We start from the raw sequence: 15,486 nt of genomic DNA, 5'->3' as shown, positions 1-15,486 counted from the left end.
AAAGTGGCCACCCTGCGTCGGTGGCTGCTGTAGGCTCACGAGCTGATCTGCGCCACCGCATCTTCACTGGCCTGTGCCCGCTGCTCTCCCGTCAGCTCACTCAATTGCCCCTTAGACATCTCCAATAAGCGGTCCGCATGGACGAAGTAGCTGTCGTCGTGGCTAATGGCAAACACGGTTTTGCCCATCGCTTTCAAGTGAGGTAACAGTTCGCGGTAAAACAGCCGCCTGAACTGCGGGTCCTGGTCCGCCGCCCACTCATCCAGCAGCAAAATATCCCGCTCTTCGGCAATCGCCAGCAGCAGTGCCAAACGCTTGCGCTGCCCTTGCGAGAGCTGCGTATTCACCACGCGGTCATCTTGCCATTCAAGCTTTTGCTGCATCTGCAGCCGCTCGAGCCAGGTCGCGACCAGTACCGGGTCAGCCGCTTTGCCACCCGGCCCCATGGCTTGGTCGAACTGGTGAAAATCGGTAAAGACGCTGGCAAAGCGCGCCCGAAACGCAGCCCACTCTGGCGGGCTAAGCTCTTTGCCATCCACACTCATTTGGCCACTTTGCGGGCGGTACAGCCCTGAAAGCAGGCGCGCCAGCGTCGATTTACCGCTGCCGTTGCCGCCAATCAGAAACACCTGCTCGCCACGGATTAGGGTGAGGTTCAACGGCCCCACCTGAAAGCCTTCCCCCCCGGAGGACGGCGTGTAGCGATACACCACGTTGGTGAGCGTTAAGCGCTGCCAACCTTGGAAACGATCCTCCACATCGAAGCCCGGCTGGTACTCCGCTAGCTCCAGGCTGGCCAATTTATCGAACGCCACTTGGGCGCTGATTAACGTGGGCCATGCGCCCACGGCCTGAATCAAGGGCGTGCGTAAAAACAGCAGGGTTAGAGCAAAGGTGGCTGCCACCGCAGGGCTTGCCCAGCCCAGCACGTTGGCCATGAAGAACACTACGCCAATAGCGCCCAGCATCATGATGTTGGACCAGTTATTGGCGCTGAGGTGGTAGGTGTCTGCGCGAATAATATGGTGGCGATACGCTTTTGCGTTATCCGTGTAGGATTCATCAAAAAAAGCGCCGCGCACGGTCACGGTTAAGCGCCAGCTCTTTGCGACCTTCGATCGCCGATTGATAATCCTTATACAGCCGATCCTCGCTTTCGCGCACCTGATGGAAGTGGCGATACACCTTCGATACCAGCACCCAGCCAACGCCCATGGTGAAGGCCATCCACAGCACGGTGATCACCACCATCTGCGGCGAGAGCCACGCAAGGTACGCCACCGAGGCCAGCGTGAGTACTACGCCCTGCACCAGCTCAGGTAAGCGCACAAAACCAATGGTAATATTGCGCACATCGCTGGAGAGACTTGCCAGCAGCGTCGCGTTACCAAGCTGCTCTAACCGTTCGATATCGGTATCCAGAATCCGCTTCACCAGCCGGGAGCGCAGATCAAAGACGAAGTAGTGGCCAAGCAAGGTGAGCGCTAGCTGCGTGCCCAGCGTGACCGCCAGCAGCAGCGCCAATAGCCCTAAAAACTGGGGCAATGCGGAGAGGGCGCTGCCCGCTTCGATCAGCCGCTGGTTGATGAACGCAATCACACCGACCCCAAGCCCAGCACTCACCAGGCTCAGCGCTAGTGCGCCTAGAAACGGCCAGCGGTAATGGCGAAACACCACTCGCAATAATTCCATGCTGCAACCCCTTTACACATAAGCGGCGAATTGTGACGCACTTCCCCGGCAAGTCAAACAAAGAGACTGATTTTCATTTACGCATCTTGGCCCGCGCGCCTTCCTTTACTCGCCGTTGCGGTGTTGATTAACTGCCAGAGCCAACAACAGAGAGGACATCATGGTGGATTACAAATTACTGCATGCACTGGCCACCGTGGTGGAGTGCGGCGGCTTCGAGCGAGCAGGCGACGTGATGGGCCTTTCGCAATCAGCTATCTCTCAACGGATAAAAGCGCTGGAAATTCGTTTGGGCCAGCCGGTGCTGGTGCGCCACCCCGCTCTCGCGCCCACGCCTGCCGGCCAGCGATTATTAGCTCATTACCAGCAGGTGCAGCTCTTGGAGCGCGATTTACACGATGCTCTTCCCTCTCTAGAAAAAGCCGCGCCAAGGCTACGCATTGCCCTGAATGCCGATAGCGTGGTGACCTGGTGGGCCGACGCCGTGGCGGATATCTGCCAAACGGAAGAGGTGCTGCTGGATTTGGTCATTGAAGACCAGGAGGTAGGCTTAAAGCGTCTACGCGATGGCGATGTTGCCGCCTGCCTATGCGCCACACCCAACCCAATTGCCGGTGCCCGCTGCCTACACGTGGGGGATATGTCTTATCAACCGCTGGCATCGCCCAGCTATGCCGCACGCTTTTTTCCGGAAGGCCCGAGCGCAGAGGCGTTTCAAAAAGCCCCCGCTATCGTCTTTGGCCCCCACGACCAGCTACAGCACCAGTTTTTGGCGCAGTGCGGCTACCAAGGGCACTTCCCCTACCACTTGTGCCCTTCGTCAGAGGGCTTCGTGCGCTTAGCAACGGCGGGGATTGGGTACGGCATGATTCCTCAGCGCCAAGCTGCTGAACAGTTGCAAGCAGGCCAACTGGTGAGTATCGCACCGGGGCAAGGATTAACCGTACCGCTCTACTGGCACTATTGGCGTCACAGCGGGCAGCTGATTCAGCGACTAACGGAAAGGCTGAACCATCTCACGCTTTAGCATCATGTTTACTCAGGGCTCTAAAAAGAGGTCTACACTCAAGGAACCAGAGCAGCCCCATTACTCTCCAACGGCAGCTTATGAGTACGGAAAAAGCACGCCAAACCACCCGTTTTTATGGCTATGGTTCAGCGTGACTTAGAAGATGCGTAGGCAGCGATTTAATCAAACAGGCTCATGCGCTTCATCACGTTATCGCGCTTAATTCGCCAATGAAACAGCGCGCCAGCCACATGCAGCGTAATCAGCACCACCAGTGCCCAACCTACACGCTCGTGCCACATAAACAGAGTTTCCGAGAGCGCCTCATTCTTACCTAGTAGCCCTGACAAATGCCAGTGGAAAAATTCCACCGGAAAACCGCCTGTGGCGGTGGCTGCCCAGCCGAGGAGCGGCATAACGACCAGCCCCACATAGAGCAAATGGTGCACGCTGGTGCTCACAATGCGCTCAAAGGCATTCAGGGGCGGATCATGATCCGGTACTACAAAGGCAATTCGGGTAATAATGCGCAGCGTCATCAGCAGCAGAACCGTGACGCCCAGGGTCTTATGGCTAGTATAAAGTAGGTTGGTCAGCGTATTCCCGACGAGCGCTACAGTACGTTCATAGCCCAAAAACCCAAGGGTTAAGCCACTCGCTAGCGATAGCAGCACCGCCAGTGCTACCAGCCAGTGCAGCACCCGATGCGGGTAGATATAGTGATCTAACTCGTGCATTCAAAACTCCCTGCCCAGTAGCGTCGTCAGCGTTAGCTTAGTTCAGCGGCGTCACGATAGAAAAATAATTGTTAGGTAATGACATACCTTATAACGCTTCGCTGGGAGCCGCTAGCTGTTCGCGAATCAATTCACCCAGCCGTCGAGCTGGCTCTGAAGGCCGGTGCGGCGCACGGTGCAACGCCAGCTCAATCATCGGCAAAGCAGGCAGCCCGCTACTCTCATCTAACGGTCGCAGCGTAGGTGTGAGCATACTCCTCGTCACAACCACCACTGCCAACCCAGCAGTCACAATCGGCGCAAGCCCCGCCATAGACTGGCTAGTGTAAGCCACTCGCCAATCCCGCCCGGCGGCCTGTAAGGCCTGCTCCGCCACCTCACGAAACACATCCGCCCCTGGGGAATATAGCGCTAGCGGAATGGGGTCGCTCAATGATGGCTGCTGGTGAACCCCTACCGCCCAGACCAGCGGCTCACGACGAATTACATCGCCCCCTGGGGAGTTGCGCTGGCGCGTTACCAGTGCCAGATCCAGTTCCGAGGCTTTCACTTGCTCGACCAAGTGAGCACTGGTGCCGCACTTAACGGTTAATCCCACCGCCGGATAGAGCTGGTGAAAGTAGGCAAACACCGACGGTAGCAGCGAGGCGTAATCCTCAGGGATGCCGAGGGTGAGATCTCCGGTAATCTGGCGGGCCTGCATATCGCTCCAGGCCTCGTCGTTTAGCGCCAGCAGCCTTCGCGAATGAGCCAGTAAGCGCTCACCTTCAGCGGTAAAGCGCAGCCGCCGCCCATCTCGCTCGTGCAGACTGACCGCTAACTGCGCTTCTAACCGCTGTAGCTGCATACTCACCGTGGACTGCGTATAGGCCAGCCGTTTCGCCGCTGCGGTCACGCTTCCGGTATCCGCAATCGCCACTAGCGTTCGCAACAGCGTTAAGTCAAACGTGGGTGCGCGCATATATCACCGCTGTTGATGATATTGATCATAAAAGATCGTTATCTTGATGAGTGGGTGATGAGTATGCTGCGCGCCATAGGATCATTACAAGACTTGGTCCTATTCAAAGGTTGGATCACTGCAGGCTCCAGGAGGCGCGTCATGCATCCCACTCACTCCCCAGTAGTCATATCCCCGAAATTCAGCGTCTGCGCCGCCTTGGTAGCGGTGACGCTGTGGAGCATTGCGCCGCTGCTGGTGGAGCTTGCCCACGACACCGCCCCTCTTCAGCTAACAGCACTTACCTTGCTAGCAGGTGCACTTGCCACTCTGCCGTTGAGTCGCCGTGCTGCTACGCAAACCTGTTCGCTAGGCTGGCGGCTAAGCGTGTGGCTGGGTATCCCGCTACTGATCGTTGGGGCCGTTAGCAGCTACTTCATCGGTATGCGCCTTGCCCCCGCCGCCGAAGCGGCGTTGATTACCTACACGTGGCCGGTGCTGTTTGTGCTATTGAGCCAATGGAGCCGCTGGGGTCGCCTGAGGTGGGCTAGTGTGGCTGGCGCGCTAATTGCCTTTTCAGGCGCAGCGCTTCTGCTGCTGCCCCAAGCGCTGAATGGTAGTTTTGGAGGCGCCGTATCCGGCTATGGTTTGGCACTGCTCGCCGCCTTCTGCTGGGCGCTTTATTCCTGGCTAGGTCAAGCGGCCCCTATCTCACTCACGCCGCTGCTGCCGCGCTTATTGTTGATTGCTTGTGCACTCACCTGTATCGCTAGCGTTTGGCTGGAGGGTGACGTGGCGCTGCCTCGCGGCGAAGCGCTCGTGGCAGGCATCGCGCTAGGCTTGGGGCCTTACGGCATCGCCATGGTGGCGTGGGACAAAGCGCTGCGATTCGGTCACGCCAGCCTCGTGGGCAGCTTGGCGTATGGCGTGCCTATCTTGGCAGCGTTGCTACTCATCCTGGCAGGCATGAGCGTATTCGACTGGCGGCTACCTACGGCCGCCCTGCTGGTGGTCGTTGGGTGCTTAAAGGCGGGCCGCTGAGGTGGGCATCATCATCTCGCTAAACAGCACGCTGGCCAGCAGCTCTGGCAACCAGGACGGCGCAAAGGTGTCACTCTCGCTGCTCTGGATTTCCGAGAGTGGCCACCACGCGTAGCAGGGCGTGGCGTCACGGCTATCGTCCAGCATCAGCCTGCCCTGGGCGTTGTCGTGGGTGTCAAGCTGGGTATCGGGACAGCGCACCAAGAAAAAGCGCTCTTCACCGGTTTGGCCCGCTTTCGCGGTGTGGGCACGCTGGCGAAGTAGCGGCCCCAAGGGGCAGGTAAGCCCGGCCTCCTCGAAGAGCAAACGAATTGCCGCCGCCGGGTAATCTTCATCGTGAGCCAGCGCGCTGCCCAGTAGCGTCCAGTGGGGAGGCGATGCCTCGCGTTTGAGCAGCAAGCGGCCCTGCGTATCGACCACCAGTAGCTGCACTTGCCGAGCGGCTTGCGTATCGGGTGTCATAAGCGATCCATGCCTATTGGTCTTCGTGGGAACAATAAAAAAGCAGCTCCCCCACACGTCTCGTGTCGGCGAGCTGCTTTTCAGCGTAGTCGATAACCGGCGATTTGTTTTACGCCATTAGGAGCAATCGCAGAGCTAGTTTATTGGCCCAGGTAACGCGGCTTGGCCACGCCTTTCAGCGCCTCAAGGGGGAGCGTAAGGGTTGGCTGGCCCGCCGCATAGGGCGCAATGTCATAAACGTTGTAGGTCACTTCCCAGCGGTCCTCCAGCGGCGCAATGTTGCGGCTTTTACTCAGCGGCCACTGGGTTGCAAACTGCGCATCGAGGCCCATCTCAGTGATCCAACGCTGATGCGCGCCAGCCAAAAGGGCATCGAAAGCGGCCTCCTGCCCGTCCACCAGCATGTCCTCGGGCTCGACGATGCGCCGCTCGCGCTCATCGATGACCATGTATTCGGTCAACGGAAGCCCATGCGCTTGGCCGGCATGATACACATAGCTATTGAGTTCGATGACCAACAGGTCGTGATGACGTGCGTACACCGTGGCTTCCAATAGCGCTTCGCTGGTCATGTCGCCAGGCGCGGCTTGGTTGTCCTCTTCAGCTAGGCTCAGGAAGCGCTCAGCGTACGCGTCCCAGCTCTCGGCAGGGGCAGCCGTCTCGTCGCTGATCGCCATGCCTAGGGTGAGCAAGCGGGTTTGTAGGGCCTCGCTTAACGCAGGCGCCTGGGGAAATGCCAGCGCTGAGATAGTCACCGTCGAACACTGCTCCCCTTGGCATCCCGGGGCCACGTACTGTTTTTCCACAGCCAGCGAGGCCAGTGCAAACGGCTCTGAGGGCGATGTATCAGCGGCCAAACAGCCGCCCAAGAGAAGCGCTCCGGCGAGCGATAGACCCACTCCTAGTGTTTTGAACGTGCGTAGCATCTTAACCTCCTTGTGAATCACTCACCCTATGAGGCGGGCTGATCATCGTAGAACGGCAACGCCCCTGCAGAGCGGCAGGGGCGTTGTTGAAAACGAACCGATACTTCGCGGTCGCGTTTAGGTGTCCGGCTGCATTTCGGTGGGTTCTGCGCTCACCGCTAGTTCGAACATACCGCTGCCGCTGGCGCTAAAACCGCGTGCGCTCACGGTATAGGTGCCGGGCAGTAGCGCCTGCTCTAAACGGGCGTTGGTACCACCGCCGCTGTCGTCGTCAGTATAGGACACGCCTTCGCCGTACAGTTCAAGATACGTATCGAAGTCGTTAGAGCTCATGCTCAGCGTGACGAGCGAGCTTTCCTCTATCGTGAGCTGATAGGTCAGAGCCTCGCCGCTGTACCAGCCGTTGAGCGTTTCATCGGGAGTGAGCGCACCTTCGTTGCGTAACTCGACATCGTTCGGCAGATCACGCGGCTCGATGGCGAGGGTGAACAGCCCGCTGTCGGTGCCATAGGCGGTACGGGCCGTGAGTTGGTAAGTACCCGGCGCGAGAAAATCGGCAATGCGCGCATTCAACTCACCCGCGCTGTCGTCATCTTCGCGGTAGTAATCGTTCGGGCCTTCCAATTCTAGGTACGCATCGAACTCATCGGCACGCATTTCGATCTGGTACATGCCTGCTTCTTCGATGGTTAGCGTGATCTCACGTTCGGTGGTATCGAGCCAGCTATCGATGGGCGTACCCACCGTCATGGTATCGGCATCGCTCAGCTCAATAGTGCGGCTGTTGACGTTGAAAGGCCCATAGCTATGGGCATCAACACCGCTGATCACCACAATGTAATCGCCCCCTCTTCAATACGGTGGCGTACCGTTTCAGCGTTGGCCAATAGCTGGAGCTGGTCGTCATACAGCGCGACCGTACCTTTCAGTGCACCGCTTAAAGCGATTTCCACCAATGTCTCTTCTTCAAGTGAAATAGCGTAGCGAGTGAAGCGACTGCCATCCTTACCGTTAAGCTCGCTGGCAGAAGTGATTTCACCCCGCGCACGCTCGCCCAAGGTCAGATAATCCAGGCCTTGTAGCGCAGCAGGCGTAGTGTCCTGCTCAGCGGTAGTTTCTGCTACAGGCTCTTCCATAGCGGCCGCTTGGTTGGGTAACGCTTGCGCGGCAAAGTAGCCAACGGCAACGCCGCCCACCGCCACAATCAAAAGAGTAAGAGAGGAAGACTTAGCCATGGGTGCATCCTTGTTCATTGGCGAGATAGTGGTCAGCAGTAGAGCGCAGTGATGTCGTACATGAATTATATGGCGCTAAACGAGTTAAAGTGAGCGTTTAATGAAAAATATTGCACCGCACAAATATCATCATTAACTGGCTTCATGGGAACGGCATAACTCACTGAAACGCAAGGGCATACCGGCATGTGATAAAAAGTGAAATTATGCGGCCAATTGCGCCGATCTTCTTAAAGCTTGCCGACCCCTGCATAGCAAGCTACTATCCATACGCCTATCGGCACCTCGTCGACGAATGCGGAGTCCGCTTTACGAACCACTGAGGTACTCCTATGGGAGCCCATAAACACCGACTACGAACGACCTGCTTGGCAGTCGCACTGCTTTTTTTGACGGCCAATCAAGCAGTTGCTCATCAAACCAATGCGCAAACTGAGTTACAAGAAGGGGTGGCTTCTTTCTATAGCGACCGCTTCCAAGGGGCCACCACCGCCAGTGGTGAGCCCTTCGATCAACAAGCGCTGACTGCAGCGCACCCGAGTCTGCCCTTCGGTACCAAGGTGCTGGTCACCCGCCCCGATACCGGACAAGAAGTCGAAGTCATGATCAATGATCGTGGCCCGTTCGTAAAAGGACGCGTGATCGACCTTTCTAAACGGGCAGCGCGAGCCCTCGGGATGATTCGCCGAGGCACGGCACCTGTAATGATCACCCTGGTAGATTAACGGATAACACATCCGCAAGCGTGTGATACCCCTTAAGCGATCAGCGTTGCAGCAAATGCTGAGTAAAGCGGCCCCACCCAGGGCCGCTTTTTTATATGCTCGTGTTAAGTCCGCGAACTTGCATGCGTGCTAATGGTCTCTACCCTGCTAGAAGCGTAACTTACCATCTTGATGCAGGAGGCAGCGATGCTATCTCGTTTTTATACCCTCACCGACCACCCCACCGGCCTACCTAAGCGCGAGCTATTTTCCTTAGAGAGCCAGGAGCTTCCCGACCTAGATGAAGGCGAAGTACGCATTCGCAATCACTGGCTCTCGGTAGACCCCTACATGCGTGGCCGGATGAGCGGCGTGCACACCTACGTAGCGCCCTTTCAGCTTGGAAAGCCAATGGAAGGCGGCGCGATTGGCGAAGTCATCGCCTCTAACCACCCCAACTTGAAAGTGGGCGATAAAGTGAGCCACATGGGCGGCTGGCGCGATATCGCACAGCTGCCGGGAAATAGTGTCACCGCTCTTCCAGATCACAACGTGCCAGACCAAGCCTACCTAGGCGTTCTGGGCATGCCCGGCATGACCGCCTGGACAGGCCTTAACCTAATAGCCGAGTGCAAACCGGGCGATAACGTTTTGGTGAGTGCCGCCAGCGGCGCGGTGGGGTCTCTGGTGGTGCAGCTGGCAAAAGCAAAAGGCTGCCATGTCGTGGGTATCGCAGGTGCTGCGCATAAGCTTGCTTGGCTGGAGTCGCTAGGCGTTGAACCGGTCAGCTACCGTGACCGCAGCGCGCAAGAGTTAAGCGATGCCATTAAACTCGCCAGCCCCAACGGCATCGACATCTATTTTGAGAACGTAGGCGGTATCTGTTTGGAAGCGGCACTCAGCCAACTTAACGAAGGCGCACGCATTGCCGTCTGCGGGATGATTGATGGCTACAATGCGGAAACCCCAGCCCCAGGGCCAAGTAACCTGTCGCAGTTGGTGGCACGTAAAGCCAAAATGCAGGGTTTTATTGTCGCCGACCACTGGGCCAGCTATGGCTACTTCTTAAATGAAGTCGCTCCTCAGGTGGCTGATGGCAAGCTGGACTATAAAGAGACGATCAAAGAAGGACTTGAAAGCACGCCAGACGCCTTTTTAGCGCTGTTTGAAGGCGGCAATACCGGCAAAATGCTGGTGAAGCTATCTGATTAAGCACCAGGCTGCTGTTAACGAGGTTACGCTAGGTTAAATCTGACACCTTTCCCAGCTTATCTATCTGAGCCGCGCTATGGTGAATAGCGCGGCTTTTTTGTCGATAGAAATAATTAGCCAGCAAAGTGTTAGACCAAAAGCGAATTGATTATTAAAATCACAGCTAATCAATGTGTGTTTTAACCCATCGGCGCTGCCGATGGGTTAGGGCACGTTGTGGAGCCGCTGCTTTGATGTTTATCAAAGCAGCATCAACTTGTTGTCAATAGGGGTTTACCTCATGGATGAACACACGCGTGATCGTGGCAAATGGCCAGCCTTGCTGCTGGGTTTGCTGCTAGCGATAGCTGGCGTAGCACTTGCCGTAGGTGGCGGCCAACTGCTTATGCTGGGCGGTAGTGCTTACTACTTAATTGCTGGGGTCGCCGTGGTGGTGGCTGGGCTGCTGCTGGCCTTGCGCAAAGGCGCAGCACTTTGGCTATACGCCCTCATTTTGTTCGCCACCCTGGTGTGGGCGCTTTGGGAAGTAGGCCTAGACTGGTGGCAACTGGTACCTAGGGTCGCCATTCCCTGCCTAATCGGCATCATCATGCTGCTGCCGTGGTGGCGCAAACCGCTCAACTCGCGCGGTGGCAGCCTCGCCCTTACGGCCAGCATTGGCGCGGCTATCATCGTCGCTATTGCCAGCCAGTTTAGCTACCCAGGCACCATTGAGGGCAGCATCGAGTCTGCCAATAACACCGAGGCGGTCAACCCGGCCCAGGTCGCGGGCGACGACTGGCCTGCCTACGGTGGTACCAATGCTGGCACCCACTACTCGTCACTCGACCAAATCACGCCCGAGAACGTTGGCGAATTGGAAGAAGTGTGGCGCATTCAAACCGGCGATGAACCCGGCCCCAATGCCCCGCCGGAAATCACCAACCAGAATACGCCGCTGAAAGTCAACGACAGCCTATATATCTGCACCTCGCATAGCCGTGCCATGGCGCTGTCACCGGAAACCGGCGAAACCCTTTGGGAGTTTGATCCCAATATCAGCACCATGGGCGCAGACGATTTCTCCGGTTGGGCCCACATGACCTGCCGCGGCCTCGCCTACTACGATGCGTCTAACTACGATGCGTCTAACTACGAAGCCTCGAACGACGACGCTGAAAACACCGACAGCAGCACTAACGATGGCACGGCGTCTGCGGAAGACGCCGCGGCCACTCCTCGCGTGCTGTTTGATGACGGCAGCCAGTTCGACCTGGACCTGGCCTTCCTGCTCTTCATCAGCGGCCTAGGCGATAACCCAGCGTCTGAGGACGGCGGTGAAGCGGCCATGCTCAGCGCCACGGACGTAATGTGCCCGCGCAGGCTCTACTTGCCCACTGCCGATGCCCGCCTGATTGCGCTGAATGCCGATACCGGCGAGCGCTGCGAAAGCTTTGGCAACAACGGCGAAGTGGATCTCACCAATAACATTGGCGAGTTCTCCCCCGGCGGCTACTACTCCACCTCCCCGGCCACGGTGACGGAAGATTTGGTCATTTTGGGCGGCCACGTCACCGACAACAGCTCCATCGACGAACCGTCCGGCGTGATTCGTGCCTTCGACGTGCATACCGGCGAGCTGGTGTGGAACTGGGACAGTGGCAACCCAGACGACACCGCCCCACTCGAAGAGGGTGAAACCTATACCCGCAACTCTCCCAACGTGTGGGCCCCTATCAGCGTCGATGAAGAATTAGGGCTGGTGTATCTGCCCATGGGCAACGCCACCCCGGACCAGTACGGTGCCGATCGCTCTGAAAACGATGAAACGTATAGCGCAGGACTCGTAGCGCTGAACCTGAACGACGGCCAAGTGGCCTGGGTCTACCAATTCGTTCACCACGACCTGTGGGACATGGATACCCCGGCTCAGCCGGTTCTGATCGACCTAGCAACGGCTAACGGCACCCAGCCCGCCGTGATTCAGCCCACCAAGCAGGGCAGCCTTTACGTGCTCAACCGGGAAACCGGCGCGCCCATCGTGCCAATCGAAGAAGTGCCCGCACCGCAAGGGGCTATCGAAGGCGACTGGACCGCAGAAACGCAGCCACGTTCGGCGCTGAACTTGCTGCCACCACCGCTCACCGAGCGAGATATGTGGGGCGCGTCACCGTTCGATCAGATGATGTGTCGCATCCAGTTCCGCTCGCTGCGCTACGAAGGCCAGTACACGCCGCCCTCCTTGGAAGGCAGCATCGTCTACCCGGGTAATGTGGGGGTAATGAACTGGGGTGGCGTTGCGGTCGACCCTGAACGCCAGGCGCTGTTTACCGGTGCGAAGTACCTCGCGTTTGTTTCTACGCTGGTGCCCCGTGACCAAGTGCAAGAGGGCCAAAGCTCCGCCAGTGAACAAGGCCTACAGCCTAACGAAGGCGCACCCTATGCGGTAGAACTAGGCCCGCTGCTTTCCGTGCTGGGCTTACCCTGCCAAGCGCCCTCCTGGGGCGATGTGGCAGGTATCGACCTGCAAGCGTCGGAAGTGGTGTGGAAACATCGCAACGGTACCACCCGCGACAGCATGCCCTTTGGCCTGCCGATTGGGTTGAACGTGGGCGTGCCCGCGCTGGGCGGCCCGCTGACCACCGCTGGCGGCGTCTCTTTCTTGAGCGGCACGCTGGACCAGTACTTACGCGGCTACGACATCACCACGGGTGAAGAGCTCTACAAAGCGCGCTTACCCGCCGGTGGTCAGGCCACGCCGATGACCTATACCGGCGCCGACGGCCGCCAGTACGTGGTGGTGACGGCCGGTGGTCACGGTACCTTTGGCACCAAGATGGGTGACTACGTGATTGGCTACGCGTTACCGGAGTAACCGCTAGCTCTACGGAGTCAGCTAGTGCTGGTGGGAGGGAGCTTCAGCTCGCGACTGGTGGCTTAGCCAAGGCGCCTGACGGCGCCATTCGCCCGCTAAAGCGGCCTCCCACAGCAGACTTACCAAGCGTAACTGATAGATCAATACTTTAACTGACTGATATGGCGGCCATAGGCCGCCCTTTTTGCATCTGGCGCTACCTGAACCCTGAGTCAGCCTTAAGCATAGCCAGCGTTAAAAACTCAGCTCGACACCACCATAAACGCTGCGCCCTGGTGCGGGTTCGTAAAAGCGTCCAAAGGTGCCGTTCAAGCGCACATTGGAGTAGTGCTCTTCATCCAGCAGATTTCGCAGGCCCACATAAGCGCTTAGCCGAGTCTGTTGGCTCAGCTGCCAGCCGTCGCCTACCCGCAGGTTCACCAACCAGTAGCTATCCACCGCCGTCTGGTTGGCGTTGTCGGCCACCAAATCGCCCACATACTCGGTCTCCAGCGTGGCAAAACGCTCGTCGAGGCTCTCCCAGGTGAGCTGACTCACCCAGGTTTGCTCCGGCAACCCAGGTATGCGGTTGCCATCGAAACGCTCAGAAGGCGTGGCAAACTCATCGAACTCGTAGCGTGCCAAGGTGAGCGCGCTGTCCAAGCGCCACTGGTCGGCCAACTGCCAGCCCAGCGCCAGCTCGACACCATCACGCTTGGTATCACCGGCGTTCTGGTAGAACGTACGGCCGCCTTCGTCGTAGGGTACCAGCTCATCGCGCACGCGGACGGAGAAGAGCGCGACATCGTAATCCAGCGCCAGCGGCTCGATGTAACCACGCAGCCCCACTTCACGGTTCCAGGCTTTTTGCGGCTCTACGCTGGGGTTGAAGCCACCGCCAGCGGGGTTGGCAAACTCAGAGAACGTCGGCGTCTCGAAGGCCGTGCCGGTATTGATATACGCTTGGTGCTGCGGGCGATAGCGGTAGCTCAGCCCGGCAGAGCCGCTCCATTCGTTAAAGGTGCGCTGGCCACTCTGGTCGCCGTCGGCGGCAAAATCGTCGTCGACATCGAGATCTACCCGGTCAAACCGCGTGCCCAACGACAGCGTCAGCAGCTCCGACAGCGCTAAATCCCCCTGGGCAAACACGCCAGTGGAGGTCGCGGTTTGGGTTTCATCGGCGAGGGGCTCGCCCACCGCCCCTTGGGGATTCACATCGTTGCGGAAGCGGTCATCTTTCTGGCGTACGGCATCCACCCCCACGATGTAATTCAGCGGCAGGTTGCCTAGCGTTACCTCGTGGTGATACTCGGCGCTAGCGCCCATGTAATCGCGCTGATAGCCCAGGCGGCTGCTGCCCACAAACGGTAGCTGTTGCTCAAAATCCCTCTGAGCGATAAAGCCTTTCAGGTACAGCTCACCCTCCCCTGCAGACAAATCCTCGTATTGCAGGCCGATCAACTGCTGGTCGACGGTTTGACCAGCATCCAGCGCTAGCGAGTTCGGTGCGGCTTGGTCACGCCCTTCGGCAACCTCGCGGGCGTTGAGCGCGCCGGGGTCTTCCGAACGCGGGTTGTCCAGCAAGTTGATGATGGCGGTGAGTGCCCGATCGCTGCCCAGCTCACGGCGCAGCTTGGCATTGAGCAGATACTTCTCGGTGGAACTCTGCTCCCGGTAGCCATCTACGTTCAGCGCAGTGAGGCTGATATGGTGCGACCAATCCCCCTGCACGCCGCCATTTTGCAGCGCCATTTTCTGGTAGCCATCGCTACCGGCGCCCATACGCAGCCGAGTGCCGGGGTTGTCGCGTCCATCGGCGGTGGTGATGTCGATCACGCCACCCGCCGCGTTGCCGTAGAGCACCGAGGACGGCCCGCGAATGACCTCAATGCGCTCAGCGCTATCCAAATCAATCGCATCTAGCTGGGCCTGCCCATCCGGCAGCGTGTAAGGAATACCGTCCACCATCACCGTAATGCCACGCACCCCAAACGGTGCGCGGGCACCAAAGCCGCGAATCGAAATACGCTGCCCCTGGGCAAAATTATCGCGGTTCTGCAGGAAAACGCCCGGCACCCGGTTGAGCGACTCATCCAAACGCACCCGCTGCTGGCCTTGGGCAATGGCGTCTTGCTCTATCGTCGAGACCGCAGCAGGCGTGGCGTAAATCTCACGCGCCAAGCGCGGTGCGCTGACTTCTACAGTGGGCAGTACGGCTTCTGTATCGGTTTGTGCCCATACGGGGGCGGAAAAAGCGGTGCTGAGTAACAATAATGAAGGAGGGAGATAGCGAGTCATGGCATCCTTTCCAATGAAAAACCCCAATGAATCATCAGTGAGCGCTCAACGTTATGACGTTCATCGGGGAACGGCTACGTAAAATGGTAGTGGTATGATGGAGTGACTAATTAGCCAAGTGTAGGGATTAGTTCTACACTGGCGGCTGGGCAACATTATACTAACGGTGTAAGCAAAGGAGGCTACATGGCGTTTACCGCGACTGACCCGATCAAGATGATTTTTGCGGTTATCTTTCCCCCGCTAGGGGTGTTTTTTGAGGTCGGTTTCAAAGGACACTTTTGGCTCAACATCCTGCTGACGCTCTTTGGCTTCATTCCAGGCATCATTCACGCCTTCTACGTCATATTGAAGCACTAGCCTCTCTCATTGCGTAATCTCTCATTGCGTCATTAGT

The 15,486-nt window shown here is 58.1% G+C and carries 13 protein-coding genes and 1 pseudogene; 6 read left to right on the top strand and 8 right to left on the bottom strand.

The window, feature by feature from the left end:
- Nucleotides 1–35 precede the first annotated feature (35 nt).
- Nucleotides 36–1,692: pseudogene (locus tag A3220_RS00915) on the bottom strand (multidrug ABC transporter permease/ATP-binding protein).
- Nucleotides 1,693–1,852: 160 nt separating this feature from the next.
- Here A3220_RS00915 and A3220_RS00910 point away from each other — a divergent pair.
- Complete coding sequence (locus tag A3220_RS00910; RefSeq protein WP_058578669.1) at nt 1,853–2,719, top strand: LysR family transcriptional regulator ArgP; 867 nt, start codon at nt 1,853–1,855, stop codon at nt 2,717–2,719.
- Nucleotides 2,720–2,880: 161 nt separating this feature from the next.
- Here A3220_RS00910 and A3220_RS00905 read toward each other — a convergent pair whose 3' ends face one another.
- Complete coding sequence (locus A3220_RS00905) at nt 2,881–3,438, bottom strand: cytochrome b/b6 domain-containing protein (protein ID WP_062361355.1); 558 nt, start codon at nt 3,436–3,438, stop codon at nt 2,881–2,883.
- An 88-nt stretch (nt 3,439–3,526) separates the two neighbouring features.
- Complete coding sequence (locus tag A3220_RS00900) at nt 3,527–4,399, bottom strand: LysR substrate-binding domain-containing protein (protein WP_044628956.1); 873 nt, start codon at nt 4,397–4,399, stop codon at nt 3,527–3,529.
- A gap of 141 nt (nt 4,400–4,540) precedes the next feature.
- Between A3220_RS00900 and A3220_RS00895 the strand changes: the two genes are divergently transcribed.
- On the top strand, nt 4,541–5,419 hold the full coding sequence (locus A3220_RS00895; protein ID WP_062372431.1) for a DMT family transporter: 879 nt from the start codon (nt 4,541–4,543) through the stop codon (nt 5,417–5,419).
- On the opposite strand, the gene A3220_RS00890 is transcribed toward A3220_RS00895, so the two are convergent.
- From A3220_RS00890 to A3220_RS18215, 4 genes are all read right to left on the bottom strand, one after another.
- Entirely contained in the window at nt 5,402–5,881 is a 480-nt protein-coding gene (locus A3220_RS00890; RefSeq protein ID WP_054641277.1) for an NUDIX domain-containing protein, read from the bottom strand. The genes A3220_RS00895 and A3220_RS00890 overlap by 18 nt on opposite strands.
- Before the next feature lie 140 nt (nt 5,882–6,021).
- The gene (locus A3220_RS00885) at nt 6,022–6,807 is read right to left on the bottom strand and encodes an RsiV family protein (RefSeq protein ID WP_058578672.1); all 786 of its coding nucleotides are present in this window, start codon (nt 6,805–6,807) and stop codon (nt 6,022–6,024) included.
- 117 nt (nt 6,808–6,924) lie between these two features.
- The gene (locus tag A3220_RS18220; protein WP_307725477.1) at nt 6,925–7,641 is read right to left on the bottom strand and encodes a hypothetical protein; all 717 of its coding nucleotides are present in this window, start codon (nt 7,639–7,641) and stop codon (nt 6,925–6,927) included.
- Nucleotides 7,635–8,042, bottom strand: coding sequence for a hypothetical protein (locus A3220_RS18215; protein WP_232059490.1), 408 nt, complete (start codon nt 8,040–8,042; stop codon nt 7,635–7,637). Before A3220_RS18215 ends, A3220_RS18220 begins: the two co-directional genes overlap by 7 nt.
- 332 nt (nt 8,043–8,374) lie before the next feature.
- Between A3220_RS18215 and A3220_RS00875 the strand changes: the two genes are divergently transcribed.
- The 3 genes from A3220_RS00875 (at nt 8,375) to A3220_RS00865 (ending at nt 12,812) form a co-directional block, all read left to right on the top strand.
- Nucleotides 8,375–8,767 (top strand): septal ring lytic transglycosylase RlpA family protein, encoded by a 393-nt coding sequence (locus A3220_RS00875; RefSeq protein ID WP_044629795.1) that lies wholly within the window; start codon nt 8,375–8,377, stop codon nt 8,765–8,767.
- A gap of 186 nt (nt 8,768–8,953) precedes the next feature.
- Nucleotides 8,954–9,958, top strand: a complete 1,005-nt coding sequence (locus A3220_RS00870) for an NADP-dependent oxidoreductase (protein ID WP_044629796.1) — start codon at nt 8,954–8,956, stop codon at nt 9,956–9,958.
- 280 nt (nt 9,959–10,238) lie between these two features.
- A complete protein-coding gene (locus A3220_RS00865) occupies nt 10,239–12,812 on the top strand; it encodes a glucose/quinate/shikimate family membrane-bound PQQ-dependent dehydrogenase (RefSeq protein WP_062372428.1) in 2,574 nt (857 codons plus the stop codon).
- A 234-nt stretch (nt 12,813–13,046) separates the two neighbouring features.
- Here A3220_RS00865 and A3220_RS00860 read toward each other — a convergent pair whose 3' ends face one another.
- Nucleotides 13,047–15,089: a TonB-dependent receptor gene (locus A3220_RS00860; protein WP_062372425.1), complete on the bottom strand. Its 2,043-nt coding sequence runs from the start codon at nt 15,087–15,089 to the stop codon at nt 13,047–13,049.
- A 186-nt stretch (nt 15,090–15,275) separates the two neighbouring features.
- Here A3220_RS00860 and A3220_RS16650 point away from each other — a divergent pair, with 186 nt between their 5' ends.
- Nucleotides 15,276–15,449 (top strand): YqaE/Pmp3 family membrane protein, encoded by a 174-nt coding sequence (locus A3220_RS16650; RefSeq protein WP_044629799.1) that lies wholly within the window; start codon nt 15,276–15,278, stop codon nt 15,447–15,449.
- Nucleotides 15,450–15,486: the final 37 nt, after the last annotated feature.

It is taken from the genome of Halomonas sp. KX33721 (genome assembly GCF_001596805.1).
Classification (GTDB): domain Bacteria; phylum Pseudomonadota; class Gammaproteobacteria; order Pseudomonadales; family Halomonadaceae; genus Vreelandella; species Vreelandella aquamarina.
This window is presented reverse-complemented; position numbering and strand designations above follow the sequence as displayed.